The organism is Rhodococcus baikonurensis (genome assembly GCF_040489275.1).
In the GTDB taxonomy this organism is placed as follows: domain Bacteria; phylum Actinomycetota; class Actinomycetes; order Mycobacteriales; family Mycobacteriaceae; genus Rhodococcus_F; species Rhodococcus_F baikonurensis.
In genome coordinates this window covers 393,798-414,873 of sequence record NZ_JBEUOQ010000004.1, presented here as the reverse complement: position 1 = coordinate 414,873, position 21,076 = coordinate 393,798, and the positions used below count along the sequence as shown (strand labels likewise).

General features: G+C 62.4%; 22 protein-coding genes. 12 read left to right on the top strand and 10 right to left on the bottom strand.

Annotated features, from left to right (window positions below):
* The first annotated feature begins 15 nt into the window (after positions 1–15).
* The 4 genes from ABWI03_RS12710 (at position 16) to ABWI03_RS12695 (ending at position 3,190) form a co-directional block, all read left to right on the top strand.
* The gene (locus ABWI03_RS12710; protein ID WP_007734094.1) at positions 16–207 is read left to right on the top strand and encodes a rubredoxin; all 192 of its coding nucleotides are present in this window, start codon (positions 16–18) and stop codon (positions 205–207) included.
* Entirely contained in the window at positions 207–1,463 is a 1,257-nt protein-coding gene (locus ABWI03_RS12705; RefSeq protein WP_298779000.1) for an NAD(P)/FAD-dependent oxidoreductase, read from the top strand. The genes ABWI03_RS12710 and ABWI03_RS12705 overlap by 1 nt, the downstream gene beginning before the upstream one ends.
* A gap of 70 nt (positions 1,464–1,533) precedes the next feature.
* Entirely contained in the window at positions 1,534–2,160 is a 627-nt protein-coding gene (locus tag ABWI03_RS12700; RefSeq protein WP_298779002.1) for a TetR/AcrR family transcriptional regulator, read from the top strand.
* A gap of 196 nt (positions 2,161–2,356) precedes the next feature.
* On the top strand, positions 2,357–3,190 hold the full coding sequence (locus ABWI03_RS12695) for a hypothetical protein (RefSeq protein WP_298779006.1): 834 nt from the start codon (positions 2,357–2,359) through the stop codon (positions 3,188–3,190).
* A gap of 73 nt (positions 3,191–3,263) precedes the next feature.
* On the opposite strand, the gene ABWI03_RS12690 is transcribed toward ABWI03_RS12695, so the two are convergent.
* Positions 3,264–3,635, bottom strand: coding sequence for a hypothetical protein (locus ABWI03_RS12690; protein WP_007734099.1), 372 nt, complete (start codon positions 3,633–3,635; stop codon positions 3,264–3,266).
* Positions 3,636–3,637: 2 nt separating this feature from the next.
* On the bottom strand, positions 3,638–4,798 hold the full coding sequence (locus ABWI03_RS12685) for a 3-ketosteroid-9-alpha-monooxygenase, oxygenase component (protein ID WP_095970936.1): 1,161 nt from the start codon (positions 4,796–4,798) through the stop codon (positions 3,638–3,640).
* A gap of 195 nt (positions 4,799–4,993) precedes the next feature.
* Between ABWI03_RS12685 and hsaA the strand changes: the two genes are divergently transcribed.
* From hsaA to hsaB, 4 genes are read left to right on the top strand one after another with little or no spacing between them, the layout of a single operon-like run.
* On the top strand, positions 4,994–6,169 hold the full coding sequence (gene hsaA / locus ABWI03_RS12680) for a 3-hydroxy-9,10-secoandrosta-1,3,5(10)-triene-9,17-dione monooxygenase oxygenase subunit (RefSeq protein WP_031332838.1): 1,176 nt from the start codon (positions 4,994–4,996) through the stop codon (positions 6,167–6,169).
* 10 nt (positions 6,170–6,179) lie between these two features.
* Entirely contained in the window at positions 6,180–7,058 is an 879-nt protein-coding gene (gene hsaD, locus ABWI03_RS12675; protein WP_003945808.1) for a 4,5:9,10-diseco-3-hydroxy-5,9,17-trioxoandrosta-1(10),2-diene-4-oate hydrolase, read from the top strand.
* Positions 7,058–7,960, top strand: coding sequence for an iron-dependent extradiol dioxygenase HsaC (gene hsaC / locus ABWI03_RS12670; RefSeq protein WP_003945585.1), 903 nt, complete (start codon positions 7,058–7,060; stop codon positions 7,958–7,960). Before hsaD ends, hsaC begins: the two co-directional genes overlap by 1 nt.
* A complete protein-coding gene (gene hsaB / locus ABWI03_RS12665) occupies positions 7,957–8,541 on the top strand; it encodes a 3-hydroxy-9,10-secoandrosta-1,3,5(10)-triene-9,17-dione monooxygenase reductase subunit (RefSeq protein WP_003945677.1) in 585 nt (194 codons plus the stop codon). Before hsaC ends, hsaB begins: the two co-directional genes overlap by 4 nt.
* A 65-nt stretch (positions 8,542–8,606) precedes the next feature.
* Here hsaB and ABWI03_RS12660 read toward each other — a convergent pair whose 3' ends face one another.
* Entirely contained in the window at positions 8,607–9,431 is an 825-nt protein-coding gene (locus tag ABWI03_RS12660) for an Abi-alpha family protein (protein ID WP_298779048.1), read from the bottom strand.
* Positions 9,432–9,433: 2 nt separating this feature from the next.
* Positions 9,434–10,708, bottom strand: coding sequence for a DUF445 domain-containing protein (locus ABWI03_RS12655; protein WP_298779051.1), 1,275 nt, complete (start codon positions 10,706–10,708; stop codon positions 9,434–9,436).
* Between the two features lie 330 nt (positions 10,709–11,038).
* Between ABWI03_RS12655 and thrS the strand changes: the two genes are divergently transcribed.
* On the top strand, positions 11,039–12,259 hold the full coding sequence (gene thrS, locus ABWI03_RS12650) for a threonine--tRNA ligase (RefSeq protein ID WP_298779054.1): 1,221 nt from the start codon (positions 11,039–11,041) through the stop codon (positions 12,257–12,259).
* On the opposite strand, the gene ABWI03_RS12645 is transcribed toward thrS, so the two are convergent.
* The gene (locus tag ABWI03_RS12645) at positions 12,256–12,702 is read right to left on the bottom strand and encodes a MarR family winged helix-turn-helix transcriptional regulator (RefSeq protein ID WP_003945852.1); all 447 of its coding nucleotides are present in this window, start codon (positions 12,700–12,702) and stop codon (positions 12,256–12,258) included. The genes thrS and ABWI03_RS12645 overlap by 4 nt on opposite strands.
* Before the next feature lie 143 nt (positions 12,703–12,845).
* On the opposite strand from ABWI03_RS12645, the gene ABWI03_RS12640 reads away from it, so the two are divergent.
* A complete protein-coding gene (locus ABWI03_RS12640; protein ID WP_095970939.1) occupies positions 12,846–14,042 on the top strand; it encodes an MFS transporter in 1,197 nt (398 codons plus the stop codon).
* Between the two features lie 18 nt (positions 14,043–14,060).
* On the opposite strand, the gene ABWI03_RS12635 is transcribed toward ABWI03_RS12640, so the two are convergent.
* The 3 genes from ABWI03_RS12635 to ABWI03_RS12625 form a co-directional block, all read right to left on the bottom strand.
* Positions 14,061–16,115: a neutral/alkaline ceramidase gene (locus tag ABWI03_RS12635; protein WP_283376543.1), complete on the bottom strand. Its 2,055-nt coding sequence runs from the start codon at positions 16,113–16,115 to the stop codon at positions 14,061–14,063.
* A 95-nt stretch (positions 16,116–16,210) separates the two neighbouring features.
* The gene (locus tag ABWI03_RS12630; protein ID WP_124568876.1) at positions 16,211–16,939 is read right to left on the bottom strand and encodes an acetoacetate decarboxylase family protein; all 729 of its coding nucleotides are present in this window, start codon (positions 16,937–16,939) and stop codon (positions 16,211–16,213) included.
* Positions 16,936–17,796 carry an SDR family oxidoreductase gene (locus ABWI03_RS12625; protein WP_298779066.1) on the bottom strand — a complete coding sequence of 287 codons (861 nt, stop codon included), beginning with the start codon at positions 17,794–17,796 and terminating at the stop codon, positions 16,936–16,938. The genes ABWI03_RS12630 and ABWI03_RS12625 overlap by 4 nt, the downstream gene beginning before the upstream one ends.
* A gap of 139 nt (positions 17,797–17,935) precedes the next feature.
* Between ABWI03_RS12625 and ABWI03_RS12620 the strand changes: the two genes are divergently transcribed.
* Positions 17,936–19,141, top strand: a complete 1,206-nt coding sequence (locus ABWI03_RS12620) for a cytochrome P450 (protein WP_124568874.1) — start codon at positions 17,936–17,938, stop codon at positions 19,139–19,141.
* Here the strand turns inward: ABWI03_RS12620 and ABWI03_RS12615 are convergent.
* Positions 19,130–19,564, bottom strand: coding sequence for a cupin domain-containing protein (locus ABWI03_RS12615; RefSeq protein ID WP_095970944.1), 435 nt, complete (start codon positions 19,562–19,564; stop codon positions 19,130–19,132). The two genes, ABWI03_RS12620 and ABWI03_RS12615, sit on opposite strands and share 12 nt — an antisense overlap.
* A gap of 125 nt (positions 19,565–19,689) precedes the next feature.
* Here ABWI03_RS12615 and ABWI03_RS12610 point away from each other — a divergent pair, with 125 nt between their 5' ends.
* Entirely contained in the window at positions 19,690–20,046 is a 357-nt protein-coding gene (locus ABWI03_RS12610) for a hypothetical protein (protein WP_260395707.1), read from the top strand.
* Between the two features lie 17 nt (positions 20,047–20,063).
* Here the strand turns inward: ABWI03_RS12610 and ABWI03_RS12605 are convergent, their stop codons facing one another.
* Positions 20,064–21,008, bottom strand: coding sequence for an alpha/beta hydrolase family protein (locus ABWI03_RS12605; protein WP_124568873.1), 945 nt, complete (start codon positions 21,006–21,008; stop codon positions 20,064–20,066).
* Between the last annotated feature and the right edge of the window lie 68 nt (positions 21,009–21,076).

The window sequence follows — 21,076 nt, the reverse complement described above, 5'->3', positions numbered from 1 at the left end:
ACGAAAGGAAAACCGATGTCCGAGACTGCCACTGCTTACAAATTGTTCCGCTGCCTCCAGTGCGGGTTCGAATACGACGAAGCGATCGGCTGGCCCGACGACGGTATCGAGCCGGGCACTCGCTGGGACGAGATTCCCGAAGACTGGTCCTGCCCTGATTGTGGTGCTGCCAAAGTCGATTTCGAGATGGTCGAGGTGGACCGCTGATGACAGCGGTCCGCGAGTCCGACACACGCACCGTGGTGATCGTGGGCACGGGCATCGCCGGTGCCGGTGCGGCGCAGGCCCTGCGCAAGGAAGGGTTCGGCGGCAGCATCATCCTGATCGGCAGCGAACCCGAGGAGCCGTACCGACGCCCGGCGTTGTCGAAGGAGCTACTGTCCGGGAAAGCGTCGATCGATCGGGTTCGGTTGCGGCCCTCGACGTTCTGGAGCGAGGAGGGCATCGACCTCCGGATCGGCAAGACTGTCACGAGTATCGACACCGATACCCGCACAGTACATTTGGACGACGCCGAGAGCATCGACTTCGACGTTCTGATTCTTGCCACGGGTGGACGGTCCCGACGGTTGGCCGCGGACGATTCCGAGCGCGTTCACTATCTTCGGGATATCGCAGACATGCGACGCTTGCAATCTCAGCTGGCCGAAGGATCCTCGCTGCTGGTTGTCGGTGGCGGATTGATCGGATCCGAGGTGGCATCGACCGCACGCGACTTGGGTTGCAGTGTGCAGGTTCTCGAAGCGCAACCGGTGCCCCTGTCCAGGCTGCTTCCACCGTCGATAGCGGAGAAGATCGCCGCGCTGCACAATTTGGGCGGCGTCGCCTTGCAGACGGGAGTCGACCTCGAGACGCTCACGACGGGTGCCGACGGCGTCACCGCACGTGCGCGTGACGGACGCGAGTGGACAGCGAACTTGGCCGTGGTCGCAATCGGATCCTTGCCCGATACCGATGTGGCTGCTGCTGCGGGTATTGCGGTGGACAACGGGATTACGGTAGACCGATACCTCAGAACGTCTGTCGATGGTGTGTACGCGATCGGAGATGTAGCCAACGTGCCCAACGGTTTTCTCGGCGGCATGCACCGTGGTGAGCACTGGAACACTGCGCAGGACCACGCCGTCGCAGTTGCCAAGACCATCGTCGGGAAGGAAGAACCCTTCGAATCCGTCCCATGGAGTTGGTCGAACCAATTCGGCCGCAACATTCAAGTAGCTGGTTGGCCAGGCGCGGACGACACCGTGATCGTCCGAGGGGACCTGGACTCCTACGATTTCACCGCGATCTGCATGCGCGATGGAAATATCGTCGGTGCTGTGAGCGTGGGCCGGCCGAAGGACATTCGCGCCGTCCGAACCCTTATCGAACGCTCCCCGGACATCAGCGTCGACGTACTCGCCGATTCGAACAGGGATCTGACCGAACTTGCGGCGGGTCTTGTCGCCTTACCGGTGCTCTGAGTTCGTGACTTCTGTTGCTTGCGTGTCCACCGTTTTGACACCGAGCACGGGCGATGGAAATCTTCCCGATATGTCCACCGCTCGTGCCCGTGTCCCGTACCACGAGGCAGCCCGTCAACTCCTCCGTGCGTCAGCGCTCGACGCCACACGCGAACTCTTGACCGAGAAATCGTGGAACGACATCACGATGGCGCATATCGCGGAAGCTGCGGGTATGAGCCGGCAGACGTTGTACAAGGAGTTCACGTCCCGCCAGGGATTGGCGTCCGGATACCTCATCCGTTTCGTCGACGAGTTTCTCGAAGAAGTGGAACGCGAAGTAACGCTGCATCATTCGGATCCGCGGGGCGCGGTCTCGGCAGCCTTCCGTGCCTTCTTCGACGCCGGTGCCCGGGACCCGATGGTGGTCAGCATTGTCGGTCCCCGGCCGCAGCACGACCTGCTGAGCTTGGTCACCACTGACGGGACTCCGCTGCTCGAACATGCGAGCGCGAGGTTGGCCGAGATCTTCATGACCAGTTGGGCGAACGTCGACCGCGTCCATGCCGAGATGTTCGGCAGCACGATAGTGCGTCTCGCGATCAGTCACGTGACGTTGTCCTTCGGTGCTCCCGATCAGATCGCCGAGAACCTGGGAGAGATGTTCGGGCCGTTCCTCGATCAGGTCATCGGTTCGGGAGCAGTCGAACCGAACTGAGCCAACGGGATCGATACGGTTTCCGAGCTAGGACGGAAGTTCGATCGAGCGTGATCGCCGTAGTTCTTTGGTGGGAAATATCGCCGTTATGTGTGAATCCGCGTCTCACTTCTCGGTAGCGTGCCGGGCGTAGATCGAGGTGCGATCCGCAGGGGTGGCTCTCGTGACGTTCCGTCAACGATGGAGGAATTCGAAGATGAAGAGCCGCAATAAATCTCGAGTGTTGTCGACCGTTGTGGTAATTGCATCGTTTGTCATGGCCGGGGCAGGTGTGGCAGTCGCCGACGAATCCTCGTCAGGGTCCTCCGGGGGAGGATCACTCGGTTCCTCCAGTGCGCCGGAGATTGATCCGTTGACCTTCGACGGTTGGGGCACGTGCCCGATCGAGGATCTCGAGGTGACGACGTGCGCCACCGTCGTGGTGCGGGGAGGGACCATGAAATTGGGTGCACTTTCGGTGCCGATCCCGGACGGCAGTCTCAAGGTTGCGGGCGGGGTGAAATACGCGATCCAGCCCGACAACAGTTTCGTCGAGACCTTCGTCGCCAAGCAGGACGGGTCCAACGGGGTCTATTCCAACCCGATTTCGGTGCCAGGGGGTGCGCTCGGGATCGATACTCCGCTCGGATTGACTCAGATCAGCGCGACAGTCGAATCGGTGGGAGTCCCGGATCTGAAGGTCCTCGAGCAGGAACTCACGATGCCGGTCCGCTTGAAACTGTCGAATCCGTTGCTGGGCGACGATTGCTACATCGGTTCGATCTCGAATCCGATCAACCTTCATCTGACGACAACAGGCAACCCGCCATCGGAACCCATCGGTGATTTCCCGGGTGCAGTGTTTCCGGCAGTCCCACATTCGGATGCTGCGTTTGCGGCGCCGGGGGCTAGCGGATGCGGACCACTGGGTGCGCTCAACTGGGCGGTGAATCTCCGTGGGGGAGTGCCGGCAGTCAGCGGAAAGAACTCGCTCACCACGTCGAGCGACGTCTATGCGGTGGCTGCACGGAAAGTGCGACCGCCTGCCTGACAGACGCACAGTTGCCGGAACGCACAACGAGGGCCGACCCGTGGTAGGTCGGCCCTCGTTCTGCACAATCGGGTCAGCTGACCTCGGGATCACGCACCGTGATGGTGCCGTCCCTGACTGCGTCGGCGATGCTGTCGTGCAGTTTCGGGCAACCGTCTTTCAACGCCGTCGACTGCCCGGAAGCAATTGCCTCTTTGAAGGTGTGGCAACGCAGCGCCGGGTCGGAAGTCCACTGAACACTGGTGTGCTTGTACGTGTTCTTGCGAACAAGTACGCAGGCACCGCATGCCTTGCAGTCGACTTCCTGCAGACCCGAGTCGAGGTATTCGTGCTTGTCCTCGATCGTCTGGGCCGCGATCGCCTCGAGCCGTTCCGTTTGCCCGGCAAAGTCCGGTGCCTTGGCCCAGCGAGCCCACCGTGCGTCGGTTCCGATCGAGGCGCTCACGATTAGACCTCTGCTTCTTTCTTTGCCGCTTCTGCTGCGGCTTCCTTCTCGGCTTTCTGGCGTGCGAGGTTTTCCTCGACCTCGGCGTGCCAGGCTTCGTTTGCCTTGGTGGTGTCCACCTCGAACTCGAAGCGCTGCGTCATCTTCTCGGTGACGTCGGCCTTGTCCACGTAGAACTGCTCGTACCAGCGTCGTAGCTGGTAGACGGGGCCGTCTTCTTCGCAGAGGAGGGGATTTTCGATCTTGGTCTTGTTCTTCCAGATCGCGACGTCCTGTAGGAAGCCCTCGCTGATGCCCTCGGTGAACTTGCCGGCCAACTTGTCGGCCATCTCGTCGGAGACGCCCGTCGGCTTCTTGACCGTCACGCCCCACTGCAGCACGAACGAGTCCGGGCTGATCGGGTAGTGGCAGTTGATCAGAACACTCTCGACCTCGTATCCGCTGTAGCTGTTCCACAGGGGATTGACCATGTACGACGGCCCGTAATACGCAGCTTCGGAGCGAAGCAGCGTGTCGCCGCCGTACTGGGAGGCCATTCCGATGTCGGGACGGCCGGTGGTGTTGAGGTACTGAGTGGCGATCTCACCTTCGAAGACGTTCTTGAAGTACGTCGGGAAGGCGTAGTGGATGTAGTAGAAGTGCGCCATGTCGACCACGTTGTCGATGATCTCGCGGCAGTTGGAACCCTCGATGACCATGGAGTTCCAGGTCCAGTCGGTCCATTCGTCGCTGTACGCACCCTCGATACGAGGAATCACGATCTCCTCGGGCGGCGGATTGCCCTCGGGGTCGTTCCAGACGAAGAGCTGACCGTTCTGCTCGAGGGTCGTCCACGCGCGGGTACGTGCGAGCGGGGGCACGCGGCGGGCATAAGGAATGCCGGTGCACTTTCCGTTGCCGCCCCAGCGCCAGTCGTGGAAGGGGCAGGCGACGGAATCGCCCTTGACCTCGCCTTGTGTGAGGTCACCGCCCATGTGACGGCAGTATCCGTCGAGAACTTTGATGTCGCCCTTGCTGTCGGCGAACACCACGAGCTTCGTACCGAAAGCCTCGATCGCGTGCGGTTTGCCGTCCTTGAAGGTCTTCAGTAGACCCAGGCAGTGCCAACCGCGGGCGAAACGAGTCTGCACCGTTCCGACGTCGATCTCGCGAATCTGCGCCATTGTGACCTCACATCCCTTCTAGCTGTTAGTAGAACACGTTATAGAACTCGATCCGGTTCCGCCAGATTTTGGGGGCACTTGTTACAGCATTGCGGCCACAAACGGGACCTTTGTCAGCGTCTCGACAGAAAAGAGAACGTGTTCTAGTCTCAAGTGTAAGTGAACCAACCGATCGAGGAAGACGGGAGCGTCGAAGTGGGTAACCATGACAGCCACGAGGTGATGCAGAGGCTCGACGCACTACTGCCGGCACTGCGCGAGCGCGCACAGGAGACCGAGGATCTGCGTCGTATCCCCGACGAGTCCATCAAGGGACTCCAGGAAACAGGCTTCTTCCGCTTGCTGCAGCCGAAGCAGTGGGGCGGATACGAAGCCGATCCGGTGCTGTTCTACTCCGCGGTCAAGAAGATCGCCAGCGCGTGCGGTTCCACAGGGTGGGTCTCCTCGATCATCGGCGTACACAACTGGCACCTCGCCCTCTTCTCTCAGCAGGCGCAGGAAGACGTGTGGGGCAACGACACTGACGTGCGCATCTCGTCCTCTTACGCTCCGATGGGTATGGGTGAAGTAGTCGAGGGCGGATACAAGGTCAACGGTGCGTGGGCGTGGTCCTCGGGTTGTGACCATGCCAGCTGGGCCGTTCTCGGTGGTCCGGTGTTCAAGGACGGCCGCGCAGTCGATTTCGTGAGCTACCTGATTCCTCGCGAGGACTACCAGATCGACGACGTGTGGAATGTGGTCGGCCTGCGTGGAACCGGCTCCAATACCGTTGTGGTCAAGGATGTTTTTGTTCCCAAGCATCGCGTTCTGAGCTTCCGGGCGATGAGCGAATTGACCGCCCCGGGCCTCGAGAAGAACACTGCACCGGTCTACAAGATGCCGTGGGGAACCATTCACCCCACCACGATCTCGGCACCGATCGTCGGAATGGCGTACGGCGCTTACGAAGCGCACGTCGAGCACCAGGGCAAGCGCGTTCGCGCTGCGTTCGCCGGAGAGAAGTCGAAGGACGATCCGTTCGCCAAGGTGCGCATCGCCGAGGCGTCCAGCGACATCGACGCCGCGTGGCGTCAGCTCTCCGGCAACGTCGCCGACGAGTACGCGTTGATCCTTGCGGGCGAAGAGGTTCCGATGGAACTACGCCTGCGTGCTCGACGCGACCAGGTGCGCGCCACTGGCCGTGCGATCGCCTCGATCGACAAGCTCTTCGAGAACTCCGGTGCCACGGCACTGCAGAACGGCACTCCGATTCAGCGTTTCTGGCGTGACGCACACGCTGGTCGCGTCCACGCCGCGAACGATCCCGAACGCGCATACGTCATGTTCGGAACCGGCGAATTCGGTCTGCCGATCACCGACACGATGGTCTAGAGGAGGCTCAGTGACAACCACCGAAGAAGCTCTCACCTACGAGTCCACTTCGCGGTTCGCGCAAGTGCGCCCCGATCTGAAACTGCACTTCCACGAGGCAGGCGTCGGCAACGACAAGACCATCGTGCTGCTGCACGGCGGTGGCCCAGGCGCGTCGTCGTGGTCTAACTTCGCCCGCAACATTCCGGTGTTGGCGAAGAGCTTTCACGTCATCGCGGTCGATCAGCCCGGTTACGGGCAGTCCGACAAGCCGACGGAGCATCCGCAGTACTTCGTGCACAGTGCGTCGGCGCTCAATGATCTCCTGGACACGCTCGAGATCACCGGTCGCGTTGATCTGCTGGGCAATTCGCTCGGCGGTGGCGCTGCCGTTCGCTTTGCGCTCGACTACCCGGACCGTGCCGGTCGCCTCGTTCTGATGGGCCCCGGCGGTCTCAGTGTCAACCTGTTTGCGCCGGACCCCACCGAGGGCGTCAAGAACCTCGGGAAGTTCAGCTACCAGCCCACACGTGAGAACCTCGAAGCATTCCTGCGGATCATGGTCTTCGATCAGAAGCTGATCACGCCGGAACTCGTCGACGAACGCTTTGCTGCGGCCAGCACTCCCGAGTCGCTGGCTGCGGCCAAGGCGATGGGTAAGTCCTTCTCCAGCGGTGACTTCGAGCTCGGCATGCTCTGGCGCGAGGCGTACAAGCTTCGTCAGCGTGTGTTGCTGATCTGGGGCCGTGAGGATCGGGTCAACCCTCTCGACGGCGCGCTGGTTGCGCTCAAGATGATCCCGCGCGCGCAGCTCCACGTCTTCGGCGGTTGCGGTCACTGGGCGCAGCTCGAGAAGTTCGACGAATTCAACCGGCTTGCAACCGACTTCCTGCTCGACGGAGGTAAATGATGGGTATTCGATCTCTGGCGTACATGCGCATCGGGGCCACCGACATGGCTGCGTGGCGCGAGTACGGACTCAAGATCCTCGGAATGATCGAGGGCAAGGGCGTCGACGCGGAATCGCTGTATCTGCGTATGGACGACTTCCCGGCGCGTCTTGTCATCGTTCCGAATGACACGGATCGCCTACTCGTCTCCGGGTGGGAAACCGCGAATGCGGCTGAGCTGCAGGATATCCGTGACAGGTTGTCGGCGGCCGGTGTTCCGTTCAAGGAAGGCACGGCGGAGCAACTCAAGGACCGTCGCGTCGTCGAGATGATCGCGTTCGAGGACACCTCGGGTAACTCCCTCGAGGTGTTCCACGGCGCCGCGCTCGAACACCGCCGAATCGTGAGCCCGTACGGGCACAGGTTCGTGACGGGGGAGCAGGGGCTCGGCCACGTTGTGCTCACCACCGACGACGACGATGCTTCGCTCCGGTTCTACCGCGACGTACTCGGATTCAAGCTTCGCGATTCGATGCGTCTGCCTCCGCAGATGGTCGGCCGACCCGCGGACGGCGACCCGGCGTGGCTGAGGTTCCTCGGCTGCAACCCGCGTCACCACAGCTTGGCGTTCCTGCCGTTGCCCAACCCGACGGGCATCGTGCACTTGATGCTCGAGGTGGAGAACTCCGACGACGTCGGACTGTGCCTCGACCGAGCACTGCGCAAGAAGGTCAAGATGTCGGCGACGCTCGGTCGCCACGTCAACGACGAGATGCTCTCGTTCTACATGAAGACTCCGGGCGGGTTCGACATCGAATTCGGTTGTGAGGGGCTAGAGGTCGAGGACGAAAACTGGATCGCGAGGGAAAGCACGGCCGTGAGCCTGTGGGGTCACGACTTCACGGTGGGAATGAAGCCGTGAGTTCGCCCGACGCGTCGGTGAGTGCGGAGCAGGCGATCGATCCACGCCAGTTCCGCACGGTTCTCGGGCAGTTCTGCACGGGTATCACCATCATCACGACAGTCGACGACGGTGAGCCCGTCGGGTTCGCGTGCCAGTCTTTCGCCGCCCTGTCACTCGACCCGCCTTTGGTGCTGTTCTGCCCCACCAAGGGTTCTCGGTCGTGGGCGGCGATCGAGCGGACCGGGAAGTTCGCCGTCAACGTGTTGGCGGAGGAACAGCAGGCGGTGTGTGCTCGTTTCGGGTCACGTGAGCCGGACAAGTTCGCCGGTATCGATTGGACGCCATCACCTCTGGGCTCGCCGATCATCGACAAATCTCTCGCACACATCGACTGCACGGTGGAAACCGTCCACGACGGCGGCGATCACTACGTCGTCTTCGGTCGGGTGTCGTCGATGAGTGAGATCAAGACCGAACGCCCGCTGCTCTTCTATCGCGGGCAGTACACGGGCATCGAGCCGGACAAGACTGTTCCGGCTACCTGGCGTGACGATCTGGAAGCGTTCCTGACGACCACGACAGAAGATACCTGGCTGTAGGGGCAAGCCCCCGTGAGTGGTTAAGGAGTCCAGGGGCTCCTTAACCACTCACGGGGCCGGAGGCCCTACAGAGAAAAACAGGTATGACAGAAGTCGTCACCGAACGGCGTCAGCAGGATGCTACGACGGACGATCTTGTTGGATCGTCCCGCGCGCTTGACCGCCTCGATCACCGACGGCTGCACCTCGACCACCTGGTACCGGTCGGCCTCGACGGGCTCGCGTGAGAACGCCACCAAACCGAGCCGATGCAGGTTGTTCAGGTAGGCGCTGATGCGATCCAGATGCCGGCATCCCGCTAGTTCTCCGATCATCGACAAACCCTCGTCGATCATCTCCGAGCCGACGCCGAACGGACGCGCCGTGCGTACGTCCACGCTCGGTTGCGCACCTGAAGTGGCCAACAGCCGGAGAATTCGAGCTTCGTCCGGCGCGATCTCGTCGAGGATCCGGTCGTAGGCCGGGTGCAGATCGTCGCGATCGGTCACGTCCGCGGAACGGTCCAGCAACCTGTCGCCGCGTGCCCGCAGCGCCGCGAGAGTGGCCTCGACGCTCTGTTTGCGGTTGGTACGAGGCGCCATTGCAGCCCGCAGGTTCTCCGTCCGCGAGCCGTCTCCGTTGGAGTTCTCGGCCCGACGTTCGGATTGCACGTTGGCGGATTCAGCAGCTTCTGCCGCGGCTTCGGCGGCAGCCTGAACGATCTGCCGCGTCGCCTCCTTCGCCGTTCCGAAAGCCCAACCCGTCAGCTTGATCGACGTGAGCGTCGTCGTGGCAGTGAGCCCGACAAGGCTACGGATCAGACGCTTTTCGACGGATTCGACCGGCGCGATGTCCGCAGCCCAGTCGTACGATTCCGCTTCGACGATCATGCGATGGTCGTGCTCACTCATGCTCATACTCCGAATATTGCGAGGTGTAGGAAACCGGCAAACGAGCCCAGCACGGCCCCGTGTACGAACAACAGCCACTCGTCCTGTTTGACGGCTGAGCGTAGTAGTTCGCTGAAATCTTCCGGTGAAAGGATGCTCATGCGTTCGGTGACGAAGACACGAATCTTCTCCGACTGGTTCTCGGCGAACTCCGCGTCCTCGAAGACCCTTGGGTACAAGTCGAGCACTTCGGTGGTGGCCAGTCCGGGCAGACGCTTGTAGCTCTGCGAACCGACGGTCATCTTGACCACCGACTTTGCCCAGCCGGCTGCGTCGTCGACGGATTCGCGCAGTACCTGATCGAGCATCCGCCGCGTTCGGTCCGAGCGGGGACCTTCGAGGAGTTCGGTGCCGATGTTCTCGAGCGTCACGACGTGATCGGCGAGGGTTTTTGCGTACCCGGCGATGATCTCGGTGCGGCGTTTCAGGAAGAGTCCCTGCCGCCACGGCACCCAACGGCTCGGGGTGATCGGTTCGAAGATCATCGTGATGCCGAGGTAGTTCACGATGTATCCGATGATCACACCGCCGACGGGAAGCACCCACCACTGCGGAACCAGGTGGAGGATCCCGACGAGCACGAAGCCCATCGGGAAGCCGAAGTAGAAGCCGAAGTTCTGCATGAACCGGAGTTCTTTGTTGCCCATCGTGCGGAAGATGTCGTTGAGCAGTTTGGGGTGCGAGGAGAGGTAGCGGATCACCATCAGCTTTGCGTCGATGAACTCGTCGATGTCCTCTTCGATGCGGTCGGTGATCATCCGCACGCTGGCCGGCAGATCGTCCTCCACTTTGCGGAAGACGGCTTCCTTCACCGACGTCGGAAGGTTGTGCCAGAGCTGAGGATTCTCGGCCGTCATGATTCTGGTGACCACACCGCGCACTTCACTGCGCGAGATGTTCACCAAGTGCTCGGCGATGCTGTCCGGGTCCAGAACGCGGTAGAAGTCGGCGATGCTGCCGACTTTCGCGAGGGATTTGTCGACGGCGATCGACGCCATCTTCTCCGCCCTCGAGGGGACGATGCCTTGCCAGCCGAATCGGCCGTCGCTCGTGATCGCCGGGATCACCTGGACGCGCCGGGGGAGGAACGGGAAGAGCAGTTTGAGGCCGGGCACTTTGATCCCGTGGAAGTTGATCGGCGCAAAAAGCATCAGGACGCCCGACCAATTGGTGATGTACCCGATGATTCCCGTGAACAAAGGAATGGTGATCAACTGTTCGAGCAAGTGGTCCGGCACCGTCGCACATCCTCCTCATATCCGAGAACCTCACGTTCGGACATGATTGCCGAAACTTCGCTCTTCGTGGGTGTTTCGTTGGCTACTGCTGCGCCTTCCCAGTTGCGTCAGCATAGAGGCCCGACAATTCGGGCTGTAGGTGGGTCGGAAGTTGATGTAACCTCACGTACATGGTCAGTATTGCGCACAGCACGACGACGCCGGTTCTCTTCCGGCGCATCGTTTAGCAACTGCTGACCGAACCCTTTCAGCCCCGGGAGTTATCGCCCCGGGGTTTTCTTGTTTCTTCGCTCCGTGTGCGTCTCCCCTTGAACGATTTGGAGATCTCTCATGAGCGTTGACCACCGTGAACTCGGGCGCGAGCTGGAGTTATTCGCCACCACCCCCATTGTCGGAGCAGGCCTCCCACTCTGGTTACCGGACGGCGCGATCATCAGGAGCGAACTCGAAAAGTTCGCCGCCGAGCAAGCAGCGCGATCCGGGTGCCGGAGTGTCTATACCCCCGTTATGGCGAAGAAAGAGTTGTACGAGAGATCTGGGCATTGGTCCAAGTTCTCGGACGACATGTTCCCTGAAATGAAGATAGGCGGAGAGTCCTTTCTCCTTCGTCCGGCTAACTGTCCTCATCACGCTCAGGTATTCGCCGCTCGCGGTCGTAGTTATCGCGAGCTACCTTTCCGCGTTCGTGAACTCGGATCGATGTTTCGTAGCGAACTCTCCGGAGTTCTCAGCGGATTGAGTCGAGTCCGACAGATCAATCTCGACGACGCACATGTCTTCTGTAGTCGTCAACAAGTGCAAGCGGAAGTGATCGTGGCGCTCGACGCGATCGAGCGCTGCTACTCGACTCTGGGGATTGCCGAACGGGGGTACCGACTCTCGATCAGAGGGGGAGAGGGGCAGTACCTCGGCACCGACGAGCAGTGGGCGGACGCCGAGGATCACCTTCGCGGAGCACTGAATGCACGCTCGATCGAGTACGTGGAAGCGAAGGGAGAGGCAGCGTTCTACGGTCCCAAGATCGACGTCCAAGTGCGAGACGCGCACGGCCGCGAGGAAACACTCTCCACCGTCCAACTCGACTTCAATCAACCGGAGCGGTTCGACCTCGAGTACACCGCTGAGGACGGATCCAAGGCTCGCCCCGTCATGATCCATCGGGGCTTGCTCGGGTCGATGGAACGCATGACTGCGCTCTTGATCGAAAGGTTCGAAGGACGGATGCCGCCGTGGCTGGCACCCAACCAAGTCTCGATCCTGCCCGTCGGCGACCGACATCGGGATGCGGCCGAGCGTTTGCGGGCCGATCTCGAGGCTCACGATGTTCGAGTGGCGATCGCAGCTGACGGATCGTTGGGACGTCGCATCCGCGAGGCGCGCACTCACCGTGACCCGTACATCGCGGTGATCGGGGACAACGAGGTGCACGGCGGCACCGTCGACGTTCTGGTCCCCGCGCGTGGTGGGCGGGCGGAGGTCGACGCGGGTGTGTTTGTCGCTCAGGTGGTCTCGGGCATCGCGGAGCGTGCCCTGCTTCCGGCAGACTTCTAGCCGACGGGTAACTCGTGCAGGGCGCGCACCAGTGGCGCGAGTTCAGGCGTTTTGCATGCCTCGTCGAGCGCGGCCTCGAGGGTGGCGTCGTGCGTCGGCCGTGCGCTTTCGAGAAGCTCGCGGCCGGCCGGCGTCAACTCGGTGTAGATGCCTCGACGGTCGTCGGCGCACAGGATGCGCGTCAGTAGTCCTCGATCTTCGAGTCGGTTCACCAAGCGCGTCGTGGCGCTGCTGCTCAGTGCGGCAGCGCGGGCCAGCTGGGCCATGCGCATGTGCCAGCCGTCCTGGCGGCTCAGCGCGTCGAGCACGGTGTATTCGACGACGGACAGTTTGTGCTCACGCTGGAGCGCGCGTTCCAGTTCGGTGTCGAGGGCGCCGTGCAGTGCTGCGAGCGTGCGCCACCCTTGCGAACGGATTTCGACGGCGTCGTCGGCGATCCCCATGTGATTCTCCTTGTCCGTTTCCTGCGGCTCCAGGTTACCAGCTTGCGCATGTAGCGCGCGCGTGCAACTATTTATAGCGCGCCTGCAACTACTGCACACGCCCGCTAACGGCTTACGCGTAAATCTGTGAAAGGAACATCGAGATGCCATTGGGTCTCATTGCCCTCGCTATGGGCGGGTTCGGAATCGGCCTCACCGAATTTGTCATCATGGGCCTCCTGCCCGAGGTCTCAGCCGACTTCGAGGTCACCGAGTCCGTCGCGGGCTACCTGATCTCGGGCTACGCACTGTCGGTGGCGATCGGTGCGATCCTCCTGACCGCTGCCGTCACCCGCTTCGAGCGCAAGAAAGTCCTTCTCTCGCTCATGGTGCTGTTCATCATCGGCAATCTGATGTCCGCGCTCGCGCCGTCGTACGAGGTCATGATGGGCGGCCGCATCGTCGCGGCGCTGTGCCACGGTGCATTCTTCGGAATCGGTTCGGTGGTTGCCGCCGACATGGTCGCGCCCAACAAGCGCGCCGGCGCCATCGCGATGATGTTCGCGGGCCTGACCATCGCCAACGTCCTCGGCGTTCCGTTCGGCACGCTGCTGGGCCAGCAACTCGGGTGGCGCTCGACGTTCTGGGCCATCACCGTCATCGGCGTCATCGCCCTGATCGGAATTGCAGCACTCGTCCCGACGACACCCGCCAGCACGACCGGCGGCGGATTGCGCGGAGAGTTGGGGGCGTTCCGCAACAAGCAGGTATGGCTCTCGATCGTCATCACCATCCTCGGCTACGGCGGAATGTTCGGAGCGTTCACCTACATCGCCTTCACCCTCACCGAGGTGACCGGCTTCGCGACGTCCAGCGTTCCGTGGCTGCTCATCCTCTTCGGCTCGGGCCTGTTCGTCGGTAACTTCCTCGGCGCCAAGGCGGCCGACCGTTCGCTCACGAAGGCGCTGGTCTGGATTCTCGCGATCCTGACCGTCGTTCTGATCGTGTTCGCCGCCACCGCGGAGAGCAAGGTCATGACTGTGATCTCGCTGTTCTTCATGGGCGCCTTCGGTTTTGCGACGGTTCCCGGCCTGCAGATGCGGATCATGAACTACGCGTCGGCCGCACCGACCATGGCGTCGGGTGCCAACATCGCCGCCTTCAACGTCGGCAACGCACTCGGGGCATGGCTGGGCGGAATCACCATCGCTGCGGGGCTCGGCTTCACCTCCCCGATCTGGATGGGAGCGGCAGTCACCGTCGCCGGTCTGCTGGTTCTGATCGTCGCGGCGAAGATCGACCGCCCGGCAGCGTCAGAGCAGTCGGCGCCGAGCACCTCGCTGCATCCGACCGCAGCCTGAACCCAGCCACCGCGCGGGTCAGGTGAGTCGGAATTCGGCGGTCACCCCGGAGAAGGGCGTGATCGCGCCGGTACCCCGAGCCTTCGACGCACCGAAGTGTTGGACTCGATACGTACCCGCCGGAGTATCGGCCGGAACATCCCACGTGATGCGTACGACGGAACCGTTGCTCCCGACCCGGCGCCAGTGCAGTTTGGTGGACCAGTCGTTGTCGTCGGCCACGCGCGTCCAGGATCCGCCGGTATTGCGTTGGATCTCGTAGAAGGTCCCGTTTCGGTGAGTGTCGTTCTTGGGGTGGCCGGTGACGAACTCGACGGCAACCTGTCCGCCTGGTGTGCTGTCGCCTGGCTGGACGGTCGCATCGCCGAATTGTGTTCCCGGCAAAGGTTCGTCGAAGTCGACGCCAGGTCCGAAGCTGGGTTGGAACCCGGACAGGTCGGCCGGCGCGGGGCCGCGAGGAGGTTCGGTGCCGTCGCGCATCGCGGCTGCGAGAGCGGCGTACCCCTGCTGATAGGCAGGCAGTGTGTAACGGCCGAACATCGTCGAGCCGCCCTCGTACTGCTGCGAATCGTATTCCTGTGGGGTGGTGCAGTAGCTCGAGTACGAGTTCGCGTAGCCCTGGAAGATGACGTTCTCGAGGGGAACCCCAAGCTCGTCGGCGACGGTTCGACGCACTCGTAATCCGGAGACGATGGTGAATTCCGCAGGGCCCCCGACGATGTAGAACTGGCCGATCCGCAGGATCTGGATCTTCAGTACGTTCGGTACCCATCCGCCCGGTGGCAACAGGCCGACCGGAACGACTACGAGCTTGGGGGCCTGTGCATCCTGAAGCCATTGAGGCACAGGGGCATCCATGCCGCCCAGTGCGTCGATCATGGGGTTCCTGGTGCCCTCGGGGAAGATCGGAATTGCCGGTCCGTCCTCGACGCTTCCGGCGCTCATCGCCGCGCCGATCGCTGCCGGCGCGGTGCGATGCTCGCGCCCATCCGGAGTGAATCTCCCACTCACCACCTGATTTGCCATGTCCAGGTACATGATCCGACTGTCGACGCCACCGGTGACGGTTTCGGACGCCGCGTGGAAGGCAGTTTGAGCCGCCGCGACCTGGCGCAGTCCGATGATGCGTGCGTTCTCGAATTCGTCGTCGGTCGGTCCACGTCCGGGTTCGAGGAAGAGGTTGGGTGACATGTCGCCGCTGTTGGTCTGCGGAAATGCGGCGATGAAGCTGGTGTCGCCGTCGAGGTAGCGCACGCCCTGGTCGTCGTGCTCCCAGAAGTACGCCGCGGCGCCCTTGTTGTCGCCGGAGATGAGATGGTTCTCGTTCGTGAGCGAGGCGCAGTGGGTGGCGAACCAGTTGATCGCCCCGATGTCTTTGCTGCCCCGGCTGATTCGCATGACCCGCATGTGGTGATCGTTGCCGCCGGGGTAGTAGGCCTTGTCCTCTTCGGGATTGAGATCGAACGCCACTCGTGATCGGTTGACGCTCGCGTCGGTGAGATCGGACCGGCCGAAACGTACCGTGCCGGGCGCCAGGTTCTCGTGGGCAGCGCTGATCGCCTCGACCATGCCGTTGACCTCGGCTTCGAACACTTGCAATTCGAAGCCGAGAACTGCGAGGTTGTAGGCGTAGTTGTGCGAGGCCCCACCACATGCCGCGTGTGAATGGATGGCCGTCAACATGACGTTGCGTTCGGTGTAGATATCGCCGAATTTTCCGGCCAGCCGGCGCAGAACCTCGTCGTGCACGGACTGGAAGATCATGCAGTTGTCGACGCAGACGTAGACGACCCGCGACCCGCCGGACTCGAAGATGAAGGCGCGTGCGCGCATTCGCTGGTGCAGACCTTCGGCGCGTTGGTCGAAGCTCGAGTAGCCCATCATGCCGACTTCGGCGACCGGTCCGGTCACATCGGAGATCCCGACGCCCACCTGCAACGACGATGACTTGTCGGTACGTGCGGGTGAAACGGTGCGTGCCGGCGAAGCTGCGACGGCCTGGTTCGTCGACAGAGCGGCGAGCGCAGGTGCGGCGGCAGCGCCTGCCAGTACGGTGCGTCGGGTGATCTGCACGAGTGTCCTTTCGGGCGGTCTGACGCGAGTTGGTCAACCGTCCAGGAGTGTAGCCCGAGTCACACGTGACCGAAAGGGGTGCCGTCGGCTGACACTCAGATCGCTGTCGCCTCCCCGAACGTCATCGCCAGGTTCTTGATGGTCGTGGTCATCAAGGCCCGGCGGGGGAGTCCGAGTTTCCGAAGCTCCGCCGCCATCGGGTGACTGCCCAGCTGCACCTCGGCTCCACCAGGTCGCGATTTGACGCCGGTCGGCGCCATGTCCCACGACGTGCACCTGGTGACGCCGTCGAGATGTGAGTACGCGGCCAACGACATGTTGGCTCCGCCACCCGGCACGCTGACGCCGGATTTCACACTCAACTGTGTGATGAGTTTGCCGTCGCGCGAGACGGATCCGCGCTTGACCGAGCCGACGTGCTCGGTGTCGAATTCGGCAAGCACCTTCGGGAACCCCCAGATTTCCCGGCCGGCGGCCTTGGTGAATTCGCCGTCCACCGGCAACTCGTGAATGAGCGCCCCCGCAGTTCCCGCAGCGAGTGAACGTAGATCTCCCAGCACCGAGGTTTCGGGAGGCGCAGTGTGGCTGCGCACCATGTACGTCACTCCGAATTCGTTGTACGGGCCCAGATCTCCGTCGATGTAGTCGACGAAAACCAACCCGCACAGCGCCCGACCGGGCCGGTACTGGAGCACCGTCAAGCCGGTGTAGTCGATGATCGACTGCGCGGTTGCGCTGGGTACCGAGTACAGCGCCATGAAGGCCGACGCGGTGCGAACTTCGACCGGCATCTCGACCTTCTTGCCCAGAATCGTGTAGCTCATGGCGCGACCACCCCGCGGAGTCCGTCGGAGCCGTAGACGGGTTCGAGCATCGAGCGGAAATCCGGTCCGCGGCGCAGCATTTGGCCTCCGTCCGCGTTGATGATCTGCCCGGTGATCCAGGTGGATTGCGGTCCGAGGAGGAAGGAAGCGAGTCCGGCGACGTCCTCGACTTCACCGACGCGTTCGAGTGGAGTGTTGGCCAGGTAGTCGTCGAGGATGGGGCCACCCTCGGTGATGAGCGCGACCAGATCCGTTCGGGTCAACCCCGGCCGAATCGCGTTGACACGAATGTTGCTGGCGCCCAGTTCGTCTGCCGCCAACCGCACCAGGTGGTCGACGCCGGACTTCGAGACGCCGTATGCGCCGAACCAGCGATGTGTGTTGCTGCTGGCGATCGACGAGATCGCGACGATGGATCCGCCGCCTCCTGCCACCAGTGCCCGGGCGCCGTGCTTGATCGTCAGCATGGTCCCTGTGACGTTGAGGTCGACGGTGCGGCGCCACGCGTCGACGTCGAGTTGCGTGACCGGGGCGATGGTTTCGTTCCCACCGGCGCAAGCCACCACTCCGTCGAGCTTTCCGGTGACGGACACCGCTGCGGCGACAGCGGCGACGACGTCTGCCTCGATCGTGACGTCGGCGGAGGAGACGCCGACCGATCCTGCCGGATTCGACTGCCGGATCGATTCGGCAGCAGCATCCAGTTTCTCTTTGTTGCGTCCGCAGATCGTCACGTGAGCGCCGGCCGCAACCAGCGAACGAGCGATGCCCAGGCCGATGCCACTACCGCCGCCGGTCACCAGTATCGATCTGCCGGTGAAAGTGGGTATGCCCGCTGAGGCGGTGTCGTCGTCCATGCGTGTCTCCTGGTCGTTGCTCCGGCGGGCGCGCGTGCTGCTTCTGGAGGTTTTCCGGTTCGGCTTCGGTGAAAACGCCCCACGCTATATAGGAACAGGTTCTACTTATTGAGGCAAGGGTTGTGTGAGAGGCGGAGTGATGGCTACCAGACCGACCTTCGATTTGATCGACGGGCGCTTCTACAGCGGAGACCTCGGGAATGTTCGCGATGCCTACGCCTGGATGCGCGATCACGAGCCCGTGTACCGAGACGACGCCAACGGAATCACCGCGGCAGCGAGCTACGACGCCGTCGTCGCAGCCGAGCGGGATCCCGAACTGTTCTCCAACGCCGGCGGCATCCGTCCCGAAACGGGTCCGTTGCCGCAGATGATCGACATGGACGACCCGCAGCACCTCACGCGTCGACGCTTGGTCAACGCGGGTTTCACACGTAAGAAGGTCGAAGCCAAGGCCGGGCGTATCCGGGAGATCTGCGATCAACTGATCGACGCCGTCTGTGAGAAAGGAGAAGCCGACTTCGTCGCAGACTTGGCGGCACCGCTGCCTATGGCCGTCATCGGCGACATGTTGGGTGTCCGTCCGGAAGAACGCGCGTTGTTTCTGCGGTGGTCGGACGATCTGGTGAAAGCACTGGGAAGCAACGCTTCCCAGGATCAGCTGCAAGCCATGATGACTGCGTACGTCGACTTCACCGCGTACATGATGCGAGCCATCGCCGAGCGGAGGAGCGAGCCGGCCGACGATTTGGTGAGCACGTTGATACACAGTGAGGTCGACGGAGAGGCTCTCTCCGATCAGGAAATCGTCAACGAGTCCCTACTGATTCTCATCGGCGGTGACGAGACCACGCGGCACGTCCTGAGCGGTGGCATGGAACAGCTGCTGCGTCATGCGGACCAGCATCGGGAACTGGTCGACGATCCCGATGCCATTCCTCTGGCGATGGAAGAGATGCTGCGGTGGTCGTCGCCGATCAAGAACATGGCTCGAACCCTGACACGTGATACCGATTTCTTCGGTGCGCAGCTGAAGGCAGGCGAGAAAATGCTGCTGCTCTTCGAGTCTGCAAATTTCGACGAATCCGTGTTCGTCAACGCCGAACAGTTCGATATCGGCCGCACACCGAACCCACACGTGGCCTTCGGCTTCGGAACTCACTTCTGTCTGGGCAATCAGCTGGCCAGGCTCGAGGGAAGAATCATGTTCGAGCAACTGTTCGCCAGGCTGCCGGACCTGGAACTTGCCACCGACGCGCCGTTGCCGCGGCGTGCCGCCAACTTCGTGTCCGGACTCGAATCGATGCCGGTGCGGTTTACCTCTTCTGCCCCGTCAGCCGGGTAGTTGGCAGTTGGGCGGCGCAGCATCCTCGGAGAGGGGGCTACCCGTCGGATTGACGTAAATGACCTCGAGCACCAATGGTGTTGTCTGAGAGTTGTTTCCGATGTGCACATGATCAGAACCGCTGGGTTCGATCAATGTATTTCCAGCGCTGTATATCCCGTCGACGGAGCAATCGGATCGGTAGTGGCTCAGCGTGCCCTGCGCGATCAGTGCGTAGAGCGTCCCGTCGTGGAAGTGCCAACCGGTGGAACCACCGGGGTCGATGGTGATCTGGCGCAGGATGTAATCCTTGCCGTCGAAAGTCACCTGCCCGAGGATTTCACCGTGCACCCCTGTGCTCGGTGTTGCCGACGCATTGATCGGCGTCAGCGACAGCCCGATCGCTGCGGACACTGCAAGCAGGATTTGATGGCGTTTACGCATGAGCGGCCCTCCCAGACGGATGTGCTCCTGAGTGTCCTCCGCCAGTGCCCGGTTTATCCCAGTTTTCGTGGATCCAGCACGGTGAAGGTAGAGGTGTATCTCCTAGGGGCGGTTACGCTCGAGCCATGCAGCAAGTCGCGACGAGGCGCCGGAGCCAGCCGCCGCCTGCGCGCTTCATGTTCGAGGCATTGATCGATCCGTACCGCCAGCCCGCTCGGCACTGGCTGGAACTGCTCGAGAGCGAGATCGCACCGGCGATCGTCAGGGCTGAGGAACCGGAGCTGGTGATCTGGTCCTCGATCTGGCCGGACCGCCCCGACGCCGTCATCCGATTCGACATCGAGGCGGTCGGAAACAGCACGATGCTGCGTTGGACGCTCTTCTTGGACGATCCGATACCGCCCGAGGCGGAGGTTGTCAGAATGCGAAAGCGGCTCAACACCTTGATAAATGCGAATCTCAGGTTCAACTTCGGCCAATAAGTTGGATCACTGCCGCATTACTTGGTGTCGACTCGGCCGATCGGGTCGGCGTTGTCGCTGAACGCGGCCCGGGCCGCTGGCCAGCTGGTCTCATCGATGCGCAACGCGGTCCGAAGGTAGGCAGTACTCATCCGTTGGATGGCGGCGACCCGCTCTGGGTTCTCGTCAGTGGTCTCGGCGACTTCGTATCCGACGATTCCGCCGAGTGCGTGCTCGGCACCGTAGAAGGTCAGGAGGTCGGTGGCTCCGGGGCTGTGCGTGTAGGCGTCGGTGAACCAGTCAGGTCCGCGGCTGGACATCTTGGACTGGTCGTGGTCGCCCGCGACGACGAGTGTCGGCGTCGTCAGTTCCTGAAACGAGGGGCGCATGAACGGGAAGTTCGCCTGCGCGAACGGATGCAGGTTCTCGCCGCCGAGACCGGTTGCTGCGAACAGGATTCCCGCGGTGGCGCGACTGTCGGACATGTCCTGGCCGGCCTGGCCGGCCTCGTCGAAGATCCGTGCTCCGAGGAGCGACTGAGCGGTTTGCCCGCCCCAGGAGTGACCCGTGGCGGCAACTCGACTGCGGTCGATGCGGCCGGCAAGCCCGGGCACGGCAAATTCGATGGTGTCGAGCTGATCAAGGATACGTGTGAGATCCGCGATCCTCTCGGTCCAGATCGTCGGGAACACCGGGTGATCGAACCCGAAACCGTTCCGGCGCGAGTCCAGGTGTGTCGGCTGGATCACCACGAATCCGTGGGATGCCCAGAATGCCGTGAGTGGCGAGTATCCATCGAGGTTCCACCCGTTGCCGTGGGAGAACACCACAACGGGGAGGTTCGTGCCTGCCGCCGGAGCAGACACACGTACTTCCAGCGGGACTGGTCGATCGGGGGCGAACAACGCGACGGGGGCAACGGAGACGACCGGGGTGCCGGCGCCGATGATGCCGTTCAGCGTGTTGATCATTGATGAGGTCATGGCAAGTTCCTTGCTGAGGCTGCACCCTGCGATACTGGTTATCGGAGCGTCGCTCCGCAACATTACGG

What these genes read in the sequence shown, in the direction of transcription:
- ABWI03_RS12710 (WP_007734094.1), top strand. Translation starts at nt 16, where the DNA reads ATGTCCGAGACTGCCACTGCTTACAAATTGTTCCGCTGCCTCCAGTGC.
- ABWI03_RS12705 (WP_298779000.1), top strand. Translation starts at nt 207, where the DNA reads ATGACAGCGGTCCGCGAGTCCGACACACGCACCGTGGTGATCGTGGGC.
- ABWI03_RS12700 (WP_298779002.1), top strand. Translation starts at nt 1,534, where the DNA reads ATGTCCACCGCTCGTGCCCGTGTCCCGTACCACGAGGCAGCCCGTCAA.
- ABWI03_RS12695 (WP_298779006.1), top strand. Translation starts at nt 2,357, where the DNA reads ATGAAGAGCCGCAATAAATCTCGAGTGTTGTCGACCGTTGTGGTAATT.
- ABWI03_RS12685 (WP_095970936.1), bottom strand. Translation starts at nt 4,798, where the DNA reads ATGGCGCAGATTCGCGAGATCGACGTCGGAACGGTGCAGACTCGTTTC.
- hsaC (WP_003945585.1), top strand. Translation starts at nt 7,058, where the DNA reads ATGGGTATTCGATCTCTGGCGTACATGCGCATCGGGGCCACCGACATG.
- ABWI03_RS12660 (WP_298779048.1), bottom strand. Translation starts at nt 9,431, where the DNA reads ATGAGTGAGCACGACCATCGCATGATCGTCGAAGCGGAATCGTACGAC.
- thrS (WP_298779054.1), top strand. Translation starts at nt 11,039, where the DNA reads ATGAGCGTTGACCACCGTGAACTCGGGCGCGAGCTGGAGTTATTCGCC.
- ABWI03_RS12645 (WP_003945852.1), bottom strand. Translation starts at nt 12,702, where the DNA reads ATGGGGATCGCCGACGACGCCGTCGAAATCCGTTCGCAAGGGTGGCGC.
- ABWI03_RS12640 (WP_095970939.1), top strand. Translation starts at nt 12,846, where the DNA reads ATGCCATTGGGTCTCATTGCCCTCGCTATGGGCGGGTTCGGAATCGGC.
- ABWI03_RS12630 (WP_124568876.1), bottom strand. Translation starts at nt 16,939, where the DNA reads ATGAGCTACACGATTCTGGGCAAGAAGGTCGAGATGCCGGTCGAAGTT.
- ABWI03_RS12625 (WP_298779066.1), bottom strand. Translation starts at nt 17,796, where the DNA reads ATGGACGACGACACCGCCTCAGCGGGCATACCCACTTTCACCGGCAGA.
- ABWI03_RS12620 (WP_124568874.1), top strand. Translation starts at nt 17,936, where the DNA reads ATGGCTACCAGACCGACCTTCGATTTGATCGACGGGCGCTTCTACAGC.
- ABWI03_RS12615 (WP_095970944.1), bottom strand. Translation starts at nt 19,564, where the DNA reads ATGCGTAAACGCCATCAAATCCTGCTTGCAGTGTCCGCAGCGATCGGG.
- ABWI03_RS12610 (WP_260395707.1), top strand. Translation starts at nt 19,690, where the DNA reads ATGCAGCAAGTCGCGACGAGGCGCCGGAGCCAGCCGCCGCCTGCGCGC.
- ABWI03_RS12605 (WP_124568873.1), bottom strand. Translation starts at nt 21,008, where the DNA reads ATGACCTCATCAATGATCAACACGCTGAACGGCATCATCGGCGCCGGC.